The 16519-nt window shown below is 67.6% G+C and carries 13 protein-coding genes; 9 read left to right on the forward strand and 4 right to left on the reverse strand.

What is annotated here, in order from left to right:
- Window positions 1-41 precede the first annotated feature (41 nt).
- The 6 genes from ACL03I_RS22220 (at window position 42) to ACL03I_RS22245 (ending at window position 6975) form a co-directional block, all read left to right on the forward strand.
- A complete protein-coding gene (locus ACL03I_RS22220) occupies window positions 42-1343 on the forward strand; it encodes an ABC transporter substrate-binding protein (RefSeq protein WP_355071194.1) in 1302 nt (433 codons plus the stop codon).
- Window positions 1344-1387: 44 nt separating this feature from the next.
- Window positions 1388-2413, forward strand: coding sequence for a carbohydrate ABC transporter permease (locus ACL03I_RS22225; protein WP_397276136.1), 1026 nt, complete (start codon window positions 1388-1390; stop codon window positions 2411-2413).
- On the forward strand, window positions 2413-3306 hold the full coding sequence (locus ACL03I_RS22230) for a carbohydrate ABC transporter permease (protein ID WP_355071192.1): 894 nt from the start codon (window positions 2413-2415) through the stop codon (window positions 3304-3306). The genes ACL03I_RS22225 and ACL03I_RS22230 overlap by 1 nt, the downstream gene beginning before the upstream one ends.
- A gap of 235 nt (window positions 3307-3541) precedes the next feature.
- On the forward strand, window positions 3542-5830 hold the full coding sequence (locus ACL03I_RS22235) for a transglycosylase domain-containing protein (RefSeq protein WP_412806873.1): 2289 nt from the start codon (window positions 3542-3544) through the stop codon (window positions 5828-5830).
- Window positions 5831-6081: 251 nt separating this feature from the next.
- Window positions 6082-6540, forward strand: a complete 459-nt coding sequence (locus tag ACL03I_RS22240) for a GyrI-like domain-containing protein (RefSeq protein ID WP_355071188.1) — start codon at window positions 6082-6084, stop codon at window positions 6538-6540.
- Between the two features lie 9 nt (window positions 6541-6549).
- Window positions 6550-6975 carry a GyrI-like domain-containing protein gene (locus tag ACL03I_RS22245; protein WP_355071187.1) on the forward strand — a complete coding sequence of 142 codons (426 nt, stop codon included), beginning with the start codon at window positions 6550-6552 and terminating at the stop codon, window positions 6973-6975.
- A 69-nt stretch (window positions 6976-7044) separates the two neighbouring features.
- On the opposite strand, the gene ACL03I_RS22250 is transcribed toward ACL03I_RS22245, so the two are convergent.
- From ACL03I_RS22250 to ACL03I_RS22265, 4 genes are all read right to left on the reverse strand, one after another.
- Entirely contained in the window at window positions 7045-8145 is a 1101-nt protein-coding gene (locus ACL03I_RS22250) for an inositol-3-phosphate synthase (RefSeq protein WP_355071185.1), read from the reverse strand.
- Window positions 8138-8695, reverse strand: coding sequence for a PadR family transcriptional regulator (locus ACL03I_RS22255; RefSeq protein ID WP_039803160.1), 558 nt, complete (start codon window positions 8693-8695; stop codon window positions 8138-8140). The genes ACL03I_RS22250 and ACL03I_RS22255 overlap by 8 nt, the downstream gene beginning before the upstream one ends.
- Before the next feature lie 113 nt (window positions 8696-8808).
- Window positions 8809-9606, reverse strand: a complete 798-nt coding sequence (locus ACL03I_RS22260) for a DUF1707 SHOCT-like domain-containing protein (protein WP_412806874.1) — start codon at window positions 9604-9606, stop codon at window positions 8809-8811.
- A gap of 5 nt (window positions 9607-9611) precedes the next feature.
- Window positions 9612-10715, reverse strand: a complete 1104-nt coding sequence (locus tag ACL03I_RS22265) for a DUF1707 SHOCT-like domain-containing protein (RefSeq protein ID WP_412806875.1) — start codon at window positions 10713-10715, stop codon at window positions 9612-9614.
- A 112-nt stretch (window positions 10716-10827) separates the two neighbouring features.
- On the opposite strand from ACL03I_RS22265, the gene ACL03I_RS22270 reads away from it, so the two are divergent.
- From ACL03I_RS22270 to ACL03I_RS22280, 3 genes are all read left to right on the forward strand, one after another.
- Complete coding sequence (locus tag ACL03I_RS22270; RefSeq protein ID WP_355071181.1) at window positions 10828-11247, forward strand: DUF5318 domain-containing protein; 420 nt, start codon at window positions 10828-10830, stop codon at window positions 11245-11247.
- Between the two features lie 450 nt (window positions 11248-11697).
- Window positions 11698-14127, forward strand: a complete 2430-nt coding sequence (locus ACL03I_RS22275) for a transglycosylase domain-containing protein (RefSeq protein WP_412806876.1) — start codon at window positions 11698-11700, stop codon at window positions 14125-14127.
- Between the two features lie 661 nt (window positions 14128-14788).
- Window positions 14789-16519: a glycosyltransferase family 87 protein gene (locus ACL03I_RS22280; protein WP_355071179.1), complete on the forward strand. Its 1731-nt coding sequence runs from the start codon at window positions 14789-14791 to the stop codon at window positions 16517-16519.

The raw sequence follows: 16519 nt of genomic DNA on the forward strand, positions 1-16519 counted from the left end.
AGGGTGTGCTGCCGCTCACGAACGATCCTGGAGTGTTTGCGATGGCTGTGAAGAAGGTGACGTCCCTACGTTCGTCGCTCGTACCGCGGGCCGCGGTGGCCCTCGCGGCGGTCGGGCTGCTGACCGCGACGTTCACCAGCGCCTGCTCCAGCGACAGCAGCGGGAGCCCGATCAGCCAGAATCTCACCGGTCGCGGCCCGATCACCTACGTCGAGGGCAAGGACACCACCGAGACCGGCGCGGTGAAGCAGCTGATCGAGCGCTGGAACGCCGCGCACCCGGACGAGCAGGTGACGTTCAAGGAGCAGTCGAACGACGCCTCGCAGCAGTACGACGACCTGGTCGAGCACATGCGTTCCAAGCAGTCCAACTACGACGTGGTCGCCTTGGACGTGCCGTGGACCGCCGAGTTCGCCGCCAAGGGCTGGATCCAGCCGCTGAAGGATTCCTTCGCCATCGACACCAGCGCGCTGCTGTCCCCGCCGGTCGCCAGCGCCACCTACAACAACACGTTGTACGCCGCGCCGCGCAACACCAACGGCGGCCTGCTGTTCTACCGCAAGGATTTGGTGCCGAACCCGCCCAAGACCTGGAACGAGCTGCTGGCCCAGTGCCCCATCGCGCGCCAGCAGAACATCGGTTGCTACGCGGGTCAGTTCGCGCCCTACGAGGGTCTGACCGTGAACGCGGCCGAGGTGATCAACGCCTACGGCGGCAGCTTCGTCGGCGCCGACGGCAAGACCCCCACGGTGAACAGCCCGCAGTCCCGCGCCGGACTGAAGGTTCTGGTCGACGCCTACAACAACGGCGACATTCCCAAAGAGGCCATCACCTTCAAGGAGCCCGAGTCCAGCAACGCCTTCGCGACGGGCAAGCTGATGTTCCTGCGCTCGTGGCCGTCCACCTTCGGTGACGTCGGCGGCGAGGCCTCCGCCGTGAAGGACAAGTTCGCGGTCGCCCCACTGCCGGGGGAGAACGGCGTCGGCGCCTCCACCCTCGGCGGCTACAACGCGGCGATCAGCGCGTACTCCAAGAACAAGGCCACCGCGCTGGACTTCCTGCGCTTCCTGATCAGCGAGGACGCGCAGCACATCGTCGCCGCGGGCGCGCTGCCCTCGGTGCGCGCGTCCATGTACGACGACCCGGCGCTGATCGCGAAGATGCCGTACCTGCCCGCGCTCAAGGACTCCATCGCCAGCGCCGTGCCGCGCCCGGTGACGCCGTTCTACCCCGCCGTGAGCAAGGCCATCCAGGACAACGCCTATGCTGCGTTGAACGGAACCAAGTCCGTCGACGACGCGATCACCGGTATGCAAAAGGGCATCGAAACCGCTGGATCGTGAGCGGTTGAACGCAACGGACCCGACGAACCCGCAGGAGAGAAACGGTGTCGGATCCTTCGGGAACGGCGACTAGCGTGCCGAAAGACGAATTCGTTCCGGCCAGGCGCGGCTTCGCCGCCAGGCTGGCCTCGGAGCTGCGTCGCTCCGGGAAAGCCTGGCTGTTCGTCACCCCCGTCCTGATCGCGCTCGCGGTCGTCATCGGTTATCCCGTGTTCCGGGCGCTGTGGATGTCCTTCCAGAAGGACTCGGGACTCGACCCGGCGACCGGCATGTTCGTCGAAGGCGGCAACGCCGGGTTCGACAATTACACGCACTGGCTGCTGCAACAGTGCCAGATCGCGACCGGCGAGACGGTGCCGTGCCCGACCGGCAATCTCGGCTCGCAATTCTGGCTGGCCATCGGGGTCACGCTGTTCTTCACGGTCGTCACCGTCGCGCTGGAGGCCACGATCGGCCTCGGCATGGCCATGGTGATGGGTAAGACCTTCCGTGGCCGGGCGCTGCTGCGCGCGGCCGTGCTGATCCCGTGGGCGATCCCGACCGCCGTCACCGCGCGGTTGTGGGAATTCATGTTCCAGTACGACGGCGTGGTGAACCGCGTGCTCGGCACGCACATCCTGTGGACTTCGGACCCGTGGCCCGCCCGGATCGCGGTGATCGCGGCCGACGTCTGGAAGACCACGCCGTTCATGGCGCTGCTGCTGCTGGCAGGCCTGCAAGTCATCCCGGCCGACGTGTACGAGGCGGCTCGCGTCGACGGCGCGTCGGCCTGGCAGCGGTTCACCCAGATCACGCTGCCGCTGCTGAAGCCGGCCCTGCTGGTCGCGGTGCTGTTCCGGACCATGGACGCGCTGCGGATGTACGACCTGCCCGCGATCATGACGCTGGGCAACCCCGCCACCCGCACGGTATCCATCCTGGTGGTCGATCAGGTCCGGCAAGGCCCCAACAGCGCGGCCGCGTTGTCCACGATCACCTTCCTTTTGATCTTCGCCGTGGCGTTCGTGCTGGTGAAGATCCTGGGCGCCAACGCGGTTCGTACCCAGGAAGAACAGCGGGAGGCGCACTGATGTCCGTGCAGACAGCGGAGCAGGCCGTGACGAGCGAATCCGCCGCGGCGCCGGTGCCGTGGACCAAACGCATCGGCTCGGTACGGCTGTACCTGGGCGCGCTGATCGTGCTGGTGTGGGGGCTCGCGCCGTTCTACTGGATGGCGGTCACCGCGTTCCGCGATCCCGACTACACCTTCGACAACACTCCGTGGCCGACCCACGTGACGCTGGAGAACTTCCGCAACGCGTTCGACACCAGCCGCGGCAACGACTTCGGCAAGGCGCTGGTCAACAGCCTCGTCATCGGCTCCATCACGACGGTGATCGCGCTGGGGATCGGCGTGCTGGCCGCGTACGCGCTGGCCCGGCTCACCTTCCACGGCAAGTACGTGGTGTCCGGACTGATTCTCAGCGCCTCGATGTTCCCGGTGGTCGTCCTGGTGACCCCGCTGTTCCAGCTCTTCACCAACCTCGGCTGGATCGGCGAATACCAGGCGATGATCATTCCGAACATCTCGTTCGTGCTGCCGATGACGGTCTACATCCTCGCGTCCTTCTTCGCCGAACTGCCGTGGGAACTCGAAGAAGCCGCGCGGATCGACGGCGCCACCAAACTGCAGGCCTTCCGCTTGGTGATGCTGCCCCTGGCCGCTCCCGCCGTGTTCACCACCGCGATCCTCGCGTTCATCGCGGCGGTCAACGAATACCTGCTCGCCCGTTTGCTTTCCAGCGACAAGACCGAGCCGGTCACCGTCGCCATCGCCCGCTTCTCCGGCAACAACCCGCTGGTGCAGCCGTACGCGGCGATCATGGCGGCAGGCACGATCGTCACCATCCCGCTGGTCGTCATGGTCCTGATCTTCCAGCGCCGGATCATCTCCGGCCTCACCGCGGGCGGCGTGAAGAGCTGAGTCTTTTGCCGCTTCGCTCGAAACCCGTGGTTGAGCTGGTGTGGTGGCGTTGGCGGGATCGCTAGGGACAGATAGGTTCGCCGCTTCGCGCAGCACGCATATGGTCTGCGTGCACCGCTGTGTCAACGGCCCGAGAAGTGGAAACCCGGTTGTGAACGTACGCGGTAAACTCGGCCTTTCGATGCTCTTTTCCGTCCGTTCGTGCAGGTGAGTTCGTCCGACGCTCCGGGAGGAGATGATCGTGAGCTCGTTCCGCAAACCGCGTGAACGCAGGCGTGGCGCCAAGGGGGGTCCTCCGACCGCACCGTATGCCTCGATCGCGGGCTGGACGCAGCGGCCGGATACGGCGAACCGGAACGCGCGGGAGCGGCGCGAGCGCGCGGCGGCTCGCCGGAAATCGCGACCGACCGCGCCACGCCCCGCGGAGCCGGATCGTCCGCCGCGCAGCCGGGCCGAACGCATCCGTCGCCTGCTGCTGGCCTTGTTCATCATCTTCGGCGTGGTGCCCGCGTTGCTGTCGGTCCTGGCGTACTGGAGCGCCGAGATCCCGGATCCGAATGCGGTGCAGACCAATCAGATCGCGACCGTCTTCGCCGCCGACGGCAGCACCGTGCTCGCGAAAATCGTCCCGCCGGATGGGAATCGGACGCCGGTCCCGTTGTCCGATGTGCCGCGCCCGGTGCGCGACGCGGTGCTGTCGGCGGAGGACCGCAATTTCTACACCAATCCCGGTTATTCGACTTCCGGCTTCCTGCGCGCCGCGCGAGACAATCTGCTCGGCAAGGACAACGCGGGCGGCGGCTCCACCATCACCCAGCAGTACGTGAAGAACGCCTTTCTCGGCTCCGAACGCACGGTCACCCGCAAGATGCGCGAGCTGATCATCGCGGCGAAGATGGCACGGCAGTGGAGCAAAGACGACATCCTCGCCGCCTACCTCAACACCATCTACTACGGCCGCGGGTCGTACGGCATCGGCGCGGCGGCCAAGGTCTACTTCGACAAGCAGGTCGACCAGCTGACCCTCGCGGAGGGCGCGGTGCTCGCGGCGCTGATCCGCACGCCCTCGATCCTGGATCCGGAAACCCACCTCGCGGACCTGAAGGCGCGCTGGCGGTACGTGATCGACGGAATGGTCGAGATGGGCGCGCTCGCGCCGGGCGATCGGGACGCGACCACCTTTCCGCCGATCATCCCGCTCAGCCAGATCCCGGACGAGAACGTGGCTCGCGGCCCCGAGGGCCTGATCCGCAACCAGGTCGTGCGCGAGCTGCGCGACTCCGGCATCAGCGAGCGCGACTTGAACAAGGGCGCGCTGCAGATCACCACCACCATCGACGCCAGAGCGCAGCACGCGGTACTGGGCGCGGTGCGCGACCGGCTCGGTGCGCAGCCACCGGAACTGCGCGCCGCGGTGGTGTCGATCGATCCGCGTTCCGGCGCGGTACGCGCGTACTTCGGCGGCTACGACGGCATCGGCTTCGACTTCGCCCAGGCGCCGTTGCAGACCGGCTCGGCGTTCAAGGTCTTCGCGGCGATCGCCGCGCAACAGCAGAGCATTCCGCTCTCCCGCGTGCTGGACAGCTCCCCCGTGACCGACCGCGGTACCCGGATCACCAACGTGGACGGCGAATCGTGCGGCAAGTGCACCATGGCCGAGGCGCTCAAACGCTCGCTGAACACCAGCTTCTACCGGCTGACCATGACGATGTTCGACGGTCCTCAGTCCATCGCGGACGCGGCGCACGCGGCGGGGATTCCGGAGGAGCTGCCCGCCGTCGCGGGCAAGACCCTTACCGAGGACGGCGGGAAACCGCTGAACGGAATCGTCCTCGGGCAGTATTCGGTCCGGCCGATCGATATGGCCTCGGCGTATGCCACGATCGGCGCGTCGGGCGTCTACCACCGGCCGTACTTCGTGCAGCGAGTGGTGACCGGTGACGGGCGGGTGCTGCTGGATCGCGGCGAGCAAAAGGTCGGCGACCAGCCGCCCGCGGGTCAACAGCGCATCTCCAAGACGATCGCGGAGAACACCGTCGAGGCGATGCTCCCGATCGCGGCCTACTCCAACGGGCACGCGCTGAAGAACAACCGCCCATCGGCAGCCAAGACAGGTACCACGCAGTTCGGCGCGAGCGAGTCGAACAAGGACGCGTGGATGATCGGCTTCACCCCGTCGCTGTCCACGGCGGTGTGGGTCGGAACCGATCAGCCACAACCGATCCGCACCGCACGCGGAGCCGACATCTACGGCTCCGGCCTGCCCGCCGACATCTGGAAACAGGTCATGGACGACGCGCTCGACGGCGCTCCGATCGAACAGTTCCCTGGTGCGCAGGCTCCGGGCGCGCAAGCCCCGGCCCGGCCGAATCCGAGCAAGCCGCCCTCCGGCGGTCCCTACGACATCCTGAACCCACCGCAGCCGTCATCGCAGCGCGAGCCCGTCGTCATCATCCCGCCCAGCCCGCAACCGCCCAGCGAGGTCGAGATTTTCCCCGGACTGAGCATTCCGGTTCCTGGATAGCGATGATGCTGTGACCTTCCGTGGCCCGGCGGAACGCATGACATGGCAGCATCGTTTGCCAGAGTGAGAGCGAACAGCGAGTGCGTCGGAACGGGCCGACGCCGAAACCGCGAAAACAATGCGGAAGGATATGCGCCCGAGCGACGACAGCGCGGCGCGAGCGACGGGCCCGGAGGCGGTAGCCTGCGTCACCACGGAGGGCACCGGGACCGACGCCAATTGAGGACAGACGAGACATAGGGGCTACGCCGGTGGATTTCAATGTCGTTGACCAACCCGAGACGCTGGTGGCGGGAACAGTGCTTCGCAGCCCCGCGCTCGCGGTCGAGGGGCCGCGCCGCGCGAAAGTCGAAGAGGCGTGGAAGCGCAACCTGGCCCGCAAGCTGCCCGGACCGCCGACCACCGCGTACGTCGACCACGCGCCGGAGATCAATTCGTACCTGACCCATATCGTCGGCTACCGCTGTCACGGCTTGGCCGACCTGCAGCCCGGAGACGTGCTCGCCCGGGTGCCCGCCGGGCGCTTCGCCCGGTTCGTTGCCAGTGGAGACAATCTCGGCGACACCATCGTGAGCATCTGGCGAGCAGTGTGGGACGCGGAGGCCGCGGGGCGACTCATTCGCGCTTATACCGGCGACTGGGAACACTATCCGGACGCACGGACGGTGGAAGTTTTCGTGGCAGTGGCAGACGATCAGGGCAACGGGTAGGAACAGACAGTGGACTTCGAGATCGTCACATTGCCGCAGAGCATGGTCGCGGGCCTGACCGTGCCGCTGGCCGGCCGGGAGGTGACCGCGCGTGACCTCGACCTGGTGAACTTCACCTGGGATCGCTATCTGGCGCGGGAGAAGAACGTGCCGCGGGTGGCGGCCTACATCGGTCAGAACGACCACGCCGTCGCCGTACTCGGCTACGAGATCGGCGCGATGGACGAGTTGGACTCCGGCGATGTGCTCACCATCATCCCGCAGGGCCGCTACGCCAAGTTCGTCGTCTCCGACAAGCCCTACGACCTGCTGCGCACCGCCTGGGCACAGGTGGCGAAGGCGGAGAACGCGGGAACCATCACCCGCTCCCACACCGCCGAGGTGGAGCGCTACACCGGCCCGGCGTCGGTGGAGGTCTACGTCTCGCTGGACTAGCGCGGACGCCGCACAACGCAGCTGGCCGGAGGCTTCTGCCTCCGGCCGGCTTGCGTCGGTGTCACCGAATCACTCGGCGCCGATGATGAAGGCTTCCAGCTGGGCGCGCGCGATGTCGTCGGCGAGCTGCTGCGGCGGGGACTTCATCAGGTAGGCCGAGGCGGGGATGACCGGTCCGCCGATGCCGCGGTCCTTGGCGATCTTCGCCGCGCGTACGGCGTCGATGATGATGCCCGCGGAGTTCGGCGAGTCCCACACCTCGAGCTTGTACTCCAGGTTCAGCGGTACGTCACCGAAGGCGCGGCCTTCCAGGCGGACGTAGGCCCACTTGCGGTCGTCGAGCCAGCCCACGTGGTCGGACGGGCCGATGTGCACGTCGTTGGCGCCGAGTTCCTTCTTGAGGTTGCTGGTGACGGCTTGGGTCTTGGAGATCTTCTTCGACTCCAGGCGCTCGCGCTCGAGCATGTTCTTGAAGTCCATGTTGCCGCCGACGTTCAGCTGCATGGTGCGGTCGAGCTGCACACCGCGATCCTCGAACAGCTTGGCCATCACGCGGTGGGTGATGGTCGCGCCGACCTGGCTCTTGATGTCGTCACCGACGATGGGGACACCGGCTTCGGTGAACTTCGCCGCCCAGACCGGGTCGGAGGCGATGAACACCGGCAACGCGTTGACGAACGCGACACCCGCGTCGATCGCGCACTGCGCGTAGAACTTGTCGGCCTCCTCCGAGCCCACCGGCAGGTAGGACACCAGCACGTCGACGTTGTTGTCCTTCAGCACCCGCACCACGTCGACCGGCTCGGCCTCGGACAGCTCGATGGTCTGCGCGTAGTACTTGCCGATGCCGTCGAGGGTCGGCCCGCGCTGCACGACGACGTCGCTCGGCGGCACGTCGGAGATCTTGATCGTGTTGTTCTCGCTGGCGAAGATCGCCTCGGCCAGGTCGAAGCCGACCTTCTTGGCGTCCACGTCGAACGCGGCGACGAACTTGACGTCGCGGACGTGGTACGGCCCGAACCGCACGTGCATCAGGCCGGGGACGGTCGCGGATTCGTCCGCGTCCTTGTAGTACTGCACGCCCTGGACCAGCGAGGAGGCGCAGTTGCCCACACCCACGATGGCGACGCGAACCTCTGTGGCGTTGTCAGCCTTCTTGACGTCACTCATGGCCGATATTTCCCTCTTTCTGTGGTGCCGCCTTCGTCGATTGCTCCGCCGCAATCAACTCGTTGAGCCAGCGCACTTCGCGCTCGCTTGATTCGAGTCCGAGTTGATGGAGCTGCCGGGTGTAGCGATCCAGCGACCCGCTGGCCTTCTTGATCGCCTCCCGGAGCCCCTCTCGGCGCTCCTCGACCTGACGCCGCCTGCCCTCCAGGATCCGCATCCGCGCTTCCGCGGGAGTGCGGCTGAAGAAAGCCAGATGAACGCCGAAGCCGTCGTCGGTGTAGTTCTGCGGCCCGGTGTCGGCGAGCAACTCGCTGAACCGTTCCCGCCCGGCCGGGGTCAATTGATAGACCCGTCGCGCGCGGCGTGTCGTCGCGCCCGCGGGGATCTCCTCGGCGATCAACCCGTCCGCCTGCATGCGACGCAGTGTCGGGTAGAGCGATCCGTAGGAGAAGGCACGGAAGGCCCCGAGCAGGCCCGTCAACCGCTTGCGCAGCTCGTACCCGTGCATGGGCGCTTCCAGGAGCAGCCCGAGGATTGCCAGTTCGAGCACCGGGCTTCACCCCCTGACTGTGTACAGAACCTAACCGATGGATGCGACTTTCCACTATATCGGAGCGATACATCTGTGCACAGCCGTAGGCCCGGTGGGGGTGTCGGGCGCAGTCAGCGAGTGGGCGGGAAGACCGCGAGCGGCTCGCCCGCGAAAGTGGCCGTCAGGGAGCCGGACGAACCGCCTTGGTCCTTGACATAGATCTGTAGCACCGGGCCCAGATCGACCGGACCTGTGGAGCCGAAACTCAGCATTACGTGGGTGACCACACCATTCGGTCTACGCACGGATTGCGGCGCTCCGGCCAGCAGACCGGCGACGGCGGGCACATCGATGGTCGAGAGGTCGAAGGTGCGAGTCCCGCGTTCCCGCTCCGAGGTCCGTGAGCTGCGGAAGTCGCCGTTGTAGTAGTAGTCTCCGGTCTCCGACGCACTGCCGGGCTGCTGCCGGTCCACGACCACGTACTTCGGAAACAACGTGACCTTGTCGGCGACCAGGTCGCCGAACTCGGCCCGGTATTCCGCGAGGAAATAACCCAACCCCGCACCCGTGGTCAGGTCGGGAACGTCCTCGGAGGACCCGGGCAGGTCGACGCCACATCGGCTGATCCCGCCGATCATCGCACCTGCCACGAAGGCCGCGACCAGCGCCGATACCGGCGCCAGCCAGCGGCGTGGACGCCGCCGGTCCACCCGGACCGCCGGGGCGTTCGCCAGCCCGTCCGGCACCTGGAGATCATCGATCAACTCGTCGAGCTCGCCGAAGGACTTCGCGCGCATGGCTCGGGCGGTGCGCGCGGCGTGCTCGGCGGCGGTGAGCTGGCCGTCGGCCAACGCGGCGTCCAGCAGGCCGCACACGTCGGCGCGATCGGTGTCGCGGGCACGGACGTCGCTGTATCGGGTGGTCGCCATCGCTCTCATCCTCCGAAGGGCCAGACGCGGCGCACCTCGCCCGCCGGGGTCAGCACGAAGTGGCCGCTCTCCTTGACGGAGTTGCCCACGTGAATTTCGACGACAGGTTGCCCGGTGGCAACGCCGTAACCGGGGGACAGGCCGTTCACGCCCACCCTCAAAAGCGTGACGACGCCGCCGGGCACCCGGGTCGTCGCGGGCGCGTCGACGAGAGCCCGGCCGATCGTGTCCACATTCAGCGCGGCCAAGTCCACCGACGGGGTATCGGTCTTGCGCGTCTCGATCTCATGGGACTGGGCGAAACCACCGCGGTAGTCGTACTGGACCTTCCGGTTCGGCTGGCCGGGCACGGCCCGGGTGAGGGTGGCCAAATCGTCGTGCAGATACAGCTCGTCCACCTGCAGATCGCCGAATTTCCGCTGGTAGTTGCGCAGGAAGAGGGCGATTCCCTCGGCGGTGACCAGACTCGGCGTCGCGACCACAACGGGCTGCACCGACCCGAGTTCCGCCACCGTCGGTGCTTGGGCCGCGGATCGCGGTTCCGCTTCCCTGGTCACCGCGAGAAAACCGGCGCAGGCGGCCAGCGCCGCGGCCACGGCCACCGCGGCCCGATACCACTGACGCCGATGCGAACGCGGCGGTCGCGGGGCGGGGGCGACGTCACGGGGCCGCTGGAGATCCGCGACCAGATCGTCCAGATCTCCCAGGGTGCGCGCTTCCGCGGCGAGTTCGGTGAGGGCGTCGTGCTCGTCTTCGGACAGCTGGCCGTCGGAACGGGCGCGGTCGAGCAGTTCGCGCGTAGTGGCGCGATCGGCATCGCGCGCCCTGGTGTGACCGGGATAACTGCCGCCGGAACCGGAGCGGCGCAATACTTTTCGCGCGCCCGACGGGCGCCGCGCGGCGAACCCGCGCGCAGCGGCCGGGGTTTGCAGGTCGGCGGTGAGCGCGGCCAATTCGCCGAGCGTCTTCGCCGCCGCGGCCTGCGCGATCCGGTCGTGGTACTCGTCGGCGCCGAGCTGCCCCTCGGCGTAGGCGGCATCCAGAAGACCGGATGCGTCGGCGCGGTCGAGATCACGCGCTCGCATGCGCCCGGATGCTGCGGTGGACACAGACGGATCGTAGTCCGGGTAGCGGCGCGACGCGCTGGATCGGCCCGGTCGGGAACGGTCAATCCGCAGCAGCCCGGGGCGGCCCGATTCCATCCCCGCTACTCTGGTTCTCGTGCGAATTCAGCGGCAAGTTGTCGACTACGCCCTGCGGCGCCGGTCGCTGCTGGCTGACGTCTATGCGGGCCGGGTCGATGTCGCCGAGGTGTGTGATGCGAATCCTTATCTCTTGCGTGCGGCGAAGTTCCATGGCCGCGGGAGCGAGGTCACATGCCCCATCTGCCGGAAGGAACAGCTGACCCTCGTATCCTGGGTCTTCGGCGACGGCCTGGGGCCGGTCGCCGGATCGGCTCGCACACCCGAGGAGCTTGCGCGACTCGCCGAGACGCGCGAAGAATTCTCGGTTCATGTCGTCGAGGTATGCCGGACCTGCAGCTGGAATCATCTGGTGCAGTCCTATGTACTCGGTTCCGCGCCGGCACCGCCGCGACGCCGCTCCGGGACACGCGCGAACCGGCGCACCGCCGCCGAATGAAGTGCCTGGGTCGTCCCCGGCGGGTGACTCGCGGAGCCGGCATGCGTCCGCCGCGGTGACGACTACCGCTGATTGCCACCTGGACCGCTACGAGTTATGGAGATCTTGTCAGTGAATTCGCCCTACGAGCCCTACGGCGATGAGCCACATGGCGGTCGTCCTCCGCAGAGTTCACGTCCAAGTCCCAACCCGTATCAGAATCCCCGTCCCGGACCACCTCCCGGCGCCCGTCCGGTCCCGCCGCCCGGTGCGCGTCCTCTCCCCGGTGAGCCGCGCGGCCCCCAGCCGCCGCGCCGTCCCGGCCCTCCGCCCAACGGTCGTCCTCCGCAGGGCGGCCGACCGCCCCAGCCGGGCCGACCGCCACAGCCCAACCGCGGCGCGCCCAATGGTGGCGCTCCCGGCCCCCAGCCTGCCCAGCGGACGCAGCGGCCGGGTTCCCTGACCGAGGCGGTGAACGAACGCGACAGGCGCGGCCCCGCCACCGGACCGCGTCCGGCCACCGGCGCACGTCCGGCGGTGGACCGTGACGGACGTCGCGTCCCCGGTAGCGGCCCCACGACCGGCGAACGCAGGCAGGCCGCGGGCGGTCCGCCGTCGGGCCCGCCGCCGCGCCGCGGCGGCAGCGGCGGCTCCGACGGGCCGGGAAGGCGGCAGCCCGGGCAGCAGAAGAAATTCCCATGGCGGATCGTGCGCCGCACCCTCTACGTGCTGATCGCGCTGGCCATTCTGCTGCCCAGCGGCATCTTCCTGGCCGCGTACACCACGGTGTCGGTGCCGCAGCCGGGCGACCTGAAGTCGAACCAGGTGGCGACCATCTTCGCCTCCGACGGCACCTCGGTGATCAGCAAAGTGGTTCCGCCGGAAGGCAACCGGACCGACGTCACCATCGACCAGATCCCGCCGCACGTGCGCAACGCGGTGATGGCCGCCGAGGACCGCGACTTCTACACCAACCCCGGCTTCTCGATCTCCGGCTTCGCGCGCGCGGCCAGGGACAACGTTCTCGGCCGGGAGAGTGCGGGCGGTGGCTCGACCATCACCCAGCAGTACGTGAAGAACGCGCTGGTCGGTGACGAGCACTCGCTGACCCGCAAGATGCACGAGCTGGTCATCTCGGCCAAGATGGCGCGGCAGTGGAGCAAGGACGAGATCCTCGCCGCGTACCTGAACACCATCTATTTCGGTCGCGGCGCGTATGGCATCGACGCGGCGGCCAAGGCGTACTTCGGCAAGCCGGTGTCGGAACTCACCGTCGCCGAGGGCGCGGTGCTCGCCGCCACCATCCAGCTGCCGTCCAGTCTGGACCCGGAGAAGAACCCCGAGGGCGCGAAGACCCGCTGGAACTACGTGCTCGACGGCATGGTCTCCGGCGGCAACCTGAGCGCGACCGAGCGACAGGGCCTGCAGTACCCGCGGGTCGTCCCGCTCTCCTCGACTCGGGACAAGGCGCAGGACTCCGGCCCCGAGGGCCTGATCAAGACCCAGGTGCTCAAGGAACTCGGCGCGGCGGGCATCAGCGAGCAGCAGCTGAACACCGCGGGCTTGCAGATCACGACCACGATCGACCCGAAGGCCCAGCAGGCCGCCGTCGACGCGGCCACCTCGAAGATGCAGGGTGAACCGGAGCAGCTGCGTACCGCCGTGGTCTCGGTCGATCCGCACACCGGCGCCGTGCGCGCCTACTACGGCGGCAGCGACGGCCAGGGCTACGACTTCGCCAACGCCGGTTTGCAGACCGGTTCGTCGTTCAAGGTCATCGGCCTCGCGGCCAACCTGGAGCTGGGCATCCCGCTGTCGCAGATGTACGACAGCTCGCCGCTGACCGTGAACGGCATCAAGATCTCCAACGTCGAAGGCGAGGGTTGCGGCACGTGCACCATCGCCGAGGCGCTGAAACGGTCACTGAACACCAGCTTCTACCGGATGGAGCTGGACATGCAGAACGGCCCGCGCAAGATCGCCGACATGGCGTACAAGCTCGGCATGCCGGACACCATCGCGGGAGTCGGCAAGACGCTCACCGAGTCGGACGGCTCCGGGCCCAACAACGGCATCGTGCTCGGCCAGTACCAGGCGCGGCCGCTCGACATGGCCTCCATGTATGCGACGCTGGCCGCCTCCGGCGTCTACCACGCGCCGCATTTCGTATCGAAGGTCGTGACCGCCGACGGTCAGGTCCTGCTCGACCGTGGTGAGGTAGCCGGTGAGCAGCGCGTTTCGGCCGCTGTCGCCGACAACGTCACCGCCGCGATGAAGCCGATCGCGGCCTACTCCCGTAACCACGGGCTGGCCAACGGGCGCGAATCGGCGACCAAGACCGGTACCGCGCAGCTGCTGGATACCGGCGAGAACAAGGACGCCTGGATGGTGGGCTACACCCCGTCGCTGTCGACGGCGGTGTGGGTCGGCAGCGTCGACAACTCGCCGCTGCGCAACTACAGCGGCGGCATGATCTACGGCTCCGGTCTGCCCTCCGACATCTGGAAAGCGACCATGGACGGCGCGCTCTCGGGGACTCGCAACGAGACATTCCCGAAGCCCGCCCCCATCAAGGGCCAGGCCGGTGTCCCCGAATGGTCGGCGCCCTACACCCCGCCGTCCACTGTCGACTCTCCGCTTCTGCCACCCGTGGTGGTCGCGCCGACCCAGGTGGAGATTCTGCCCGGCATCACGATCCCGGTCCCCGGCGTCCAGCCCGCACCTCAGCAGCAGCGCCCGCAGCAGCAGCGTGAACCGGACTCCGGACCGCTGCCCGGCCAACCGGTCGCACCGTCCGACGGTGCCGCACCGACGGCCACCGGCTCACCGAGACCCGGCAACAACGGCAACTCGGGTAACAACGAAGGCACGAACGGAACCGCTCCGACACGGGGCCGATAGTTCGCCGGCGCACAGGCCGGGTCCGACCGCATCAGGTCCGGTCCCGGCCTTCGTCGTATTTGCGCCGGATTGCCGAGAGACGGCTTGCTCCCTGGGCTGGTAATTCCAGGAAGCCGTGATCGATCGGTCCGGTCGGCGAATTCCATTCCCGGCGCCCTCGGATGCAAGTACATATCCGAACTTCGGTGGACAGGATCACCGTGAAAAACGCCCCTCTGGGCAGACATTATTGGTCAGCAGGCGGATCACCGAACTCGCCAAGGATGTCCAGACCAGAATGCGTTGATCATGCGGGCCATCCCCGCCCGGCGTCATTCATACCCAACGCATGAGAAAATACGGAAAGGCTCGACCGCCCAACAGCGGTCGAAAGACCGAATCCTTTCAGCCCTGGCCAACGTATCCGATCGCAGCCAGGGCAGACACGAAGGAAGAGATCAGATCGGAGTCTTGTACCAGAAACCATTCGGATCCTGGTAGCACCTCTCCCTGGCACCCGCCCAGTTCGAGCATTCTGCGTACTTGAAGTATCCCTGCGGGACGACATACGTTCCGAATTACGCTCGCGATGCTCGGAGGCCGTGCGCGGATGGCAACGCGCGGAAGACCGAAGCCGACTCGGTCCGGACCGTGGGCCGTACTCCGGGTAGCCTCGGTTTCCGTGACCGATCAGCAGCTGGTGGAGCCACGGAGGAATGGGAGGGCACCGCTGTCGGACCAGAAGGCGCCCGGTGGGGCGTACTACGCCGCCCCTGCTCCGCTCGCCTCTGATCTGCGATCGGCGGACGCGCGGGACCGGCCGAGTCGCAACGATTCGCTCGCCGCGCAATTGTCGACGGTGATCGGTGGGCCGGTCGGTGATCATGCGCTGATCGGGCGGGTGCGGTTCTGGACGCCCATGCGGGTGCTGATGGCGTTCGCCCTGGTGTTCCTGGCGCTCGGCTGGTTCGGCAAGGCGGGATGCATCCAGCAGACCACCGGCGCGGACGGTCCCACGCTCGACTGGAACAACGGCCGCCAGTACGTGGCGATGTGCTATTCGGACACCGTGCCGCTCTACGGGGCCGAGCGCCTGAACGAAGGCGCCTTCCCGTACAAGAAGCAGTGGACCGAACAGACTCCCGACGGTGGACGGGAGACGCGGTACATGGAATATCCCGTGCTCTCGGGCCTGTACCAGTACCTTTCGATGCGGATCGCGAAGAGCTGGGACGCTTCGCCGCTGCCCGGCGCACTCCAAGTGGTGATCTACTTCAACGTCGTCGCGGTCGGTCTCGCCATGGCCTGGCTGATCACCGTCTGGGCGTCGGCGTTGCTGTCCGGCCGCCGGATCTGGGACGCGGCGCTGATCGCCTGTTCGCCGTTGGTGATCGTGCACGCCTTCACCAATTTCGACGCGCTCGCGACGGCCTTCGCCGCGACCGGCCTGCTCGCCTGGGCCCGGCGCAAACCCGTGCTGGCGGGAGTGCTGCTCGGTCTGGGCGGCGCCGCCAAACTGTATCCGCTGCTGCTGCTCGGGCCGATCCTCGTGCTGTGCCTGCGTACCGAGACGAGGCAACGCACGCTGCGCACGCACCTCGGCCTGCGGATACGCGACATCGACGGCTGGCCGACCTTCCTGGCGTGGGTGCGGGAGACGCCCTACCGCATCCAATTCCTCAGCGCCCGACCGATCGGCGCCGCGTCCGTCGCGATGTGCGCCGCGCTGGCGACCTGGCTGGTGGTGAACCTTCCGATCGCCGCGCTGTTCCCGAACGGCTGGCAGGAATTCTTCCGGCTCAACACCACCCGGCACGCCGACCCGGACTCGATCTACAACGTGATCTCCTCGTTCACCGGCTGGCGCGGCTTCGACGGCGCGCTGACCTACGGGGAGCAGCCCGCGATCCTGAACGCGGTCTCACTGCTGGCGTTCGTCGCGGCCTGCGCGGTGATCGCCTACATCGGATTCACCGCGCCTCGACGGCCGCGGCTGGCGCAACTGTGCTTCCTCGTGGTCGCGGCGTTCCTGCTGACGAACAAGGTGTGGAGTCCGCAGTACTCGTTGTGGCTGGTGCCGCTGGCCGTCCTGGCGCTGCCGCACCGGCGCATCCTGCTGACTTGGATGACCGTCGACGCGCTGGTCTGGGTGCCGCGAATGTTCTACTACCTCGGCTTGGACCGCAAAGGTTTGCCAGAGCAGTGGTTCACCGGCACCGTCGCCCTGCGCGACTTGGCGGTGGCGGGGCTGTGCGCCCTGATCGTGCGCCAGATCTACCGCCCGGAGGAGGACCTGGTGCGGCGCGACTTCGTCGACGACCCGGTCGGCGGTGTCGTCGACCGCATGCCGGATCCACTGCTGCCCTGGCTGCCTGAGCCGCTGCGGCCGCGAACGGCGGTCGCGGGCGGCTGA

This window comes from Nocardia sichangensis, from assembly GCF_047200615.1.
GTDB lineage: Bacteria > Actinomycetota > Actinomycetes > Mycobacteriales > Mycobacteriaceae > Nocardia > Nocardia sichangensis.

Bases quoted from the DNA above. Each gene is read 5' to 3' on its own strand.
- ACL03I_RS22220 (WP_355071194.1), top strand. From the start codon at position 42: ATGGCTGTGAAGAAGGTGACGTCCCTACGTTCGTCGCTCGTACCGCGG.
- ACL03I_RS22230 (WP_355071192.1), top strand. From the start codon at position 2,413: ATGTCCGTGCAGACAGCGGAGCAGGCCGTGACGAGCGAATCCGCCGCG.
- ACL03I_RS22235 (WP_412806873.1), top strand. From the start codon at position 3,542: ATGATCGTGAGCTCGTTCCGCAAACCGCGTGAACGCAGGCGTGGCGCC.
- ACL03I_RS22250 (WP_355071185.1), bottom strand. From the start codon at position 8,145: ATGAGTGACGTCAAGAAGGCTGACAACGCCACAGAGGTTCGCGTCGCC.
- ACL03I_RS22260 (WP_412806874.1), bottom strand. From the start codon at position 9,606: ATGGCGACCACCCGATACAGCGACGTCCGTGCCCGCGACACCGATCGC.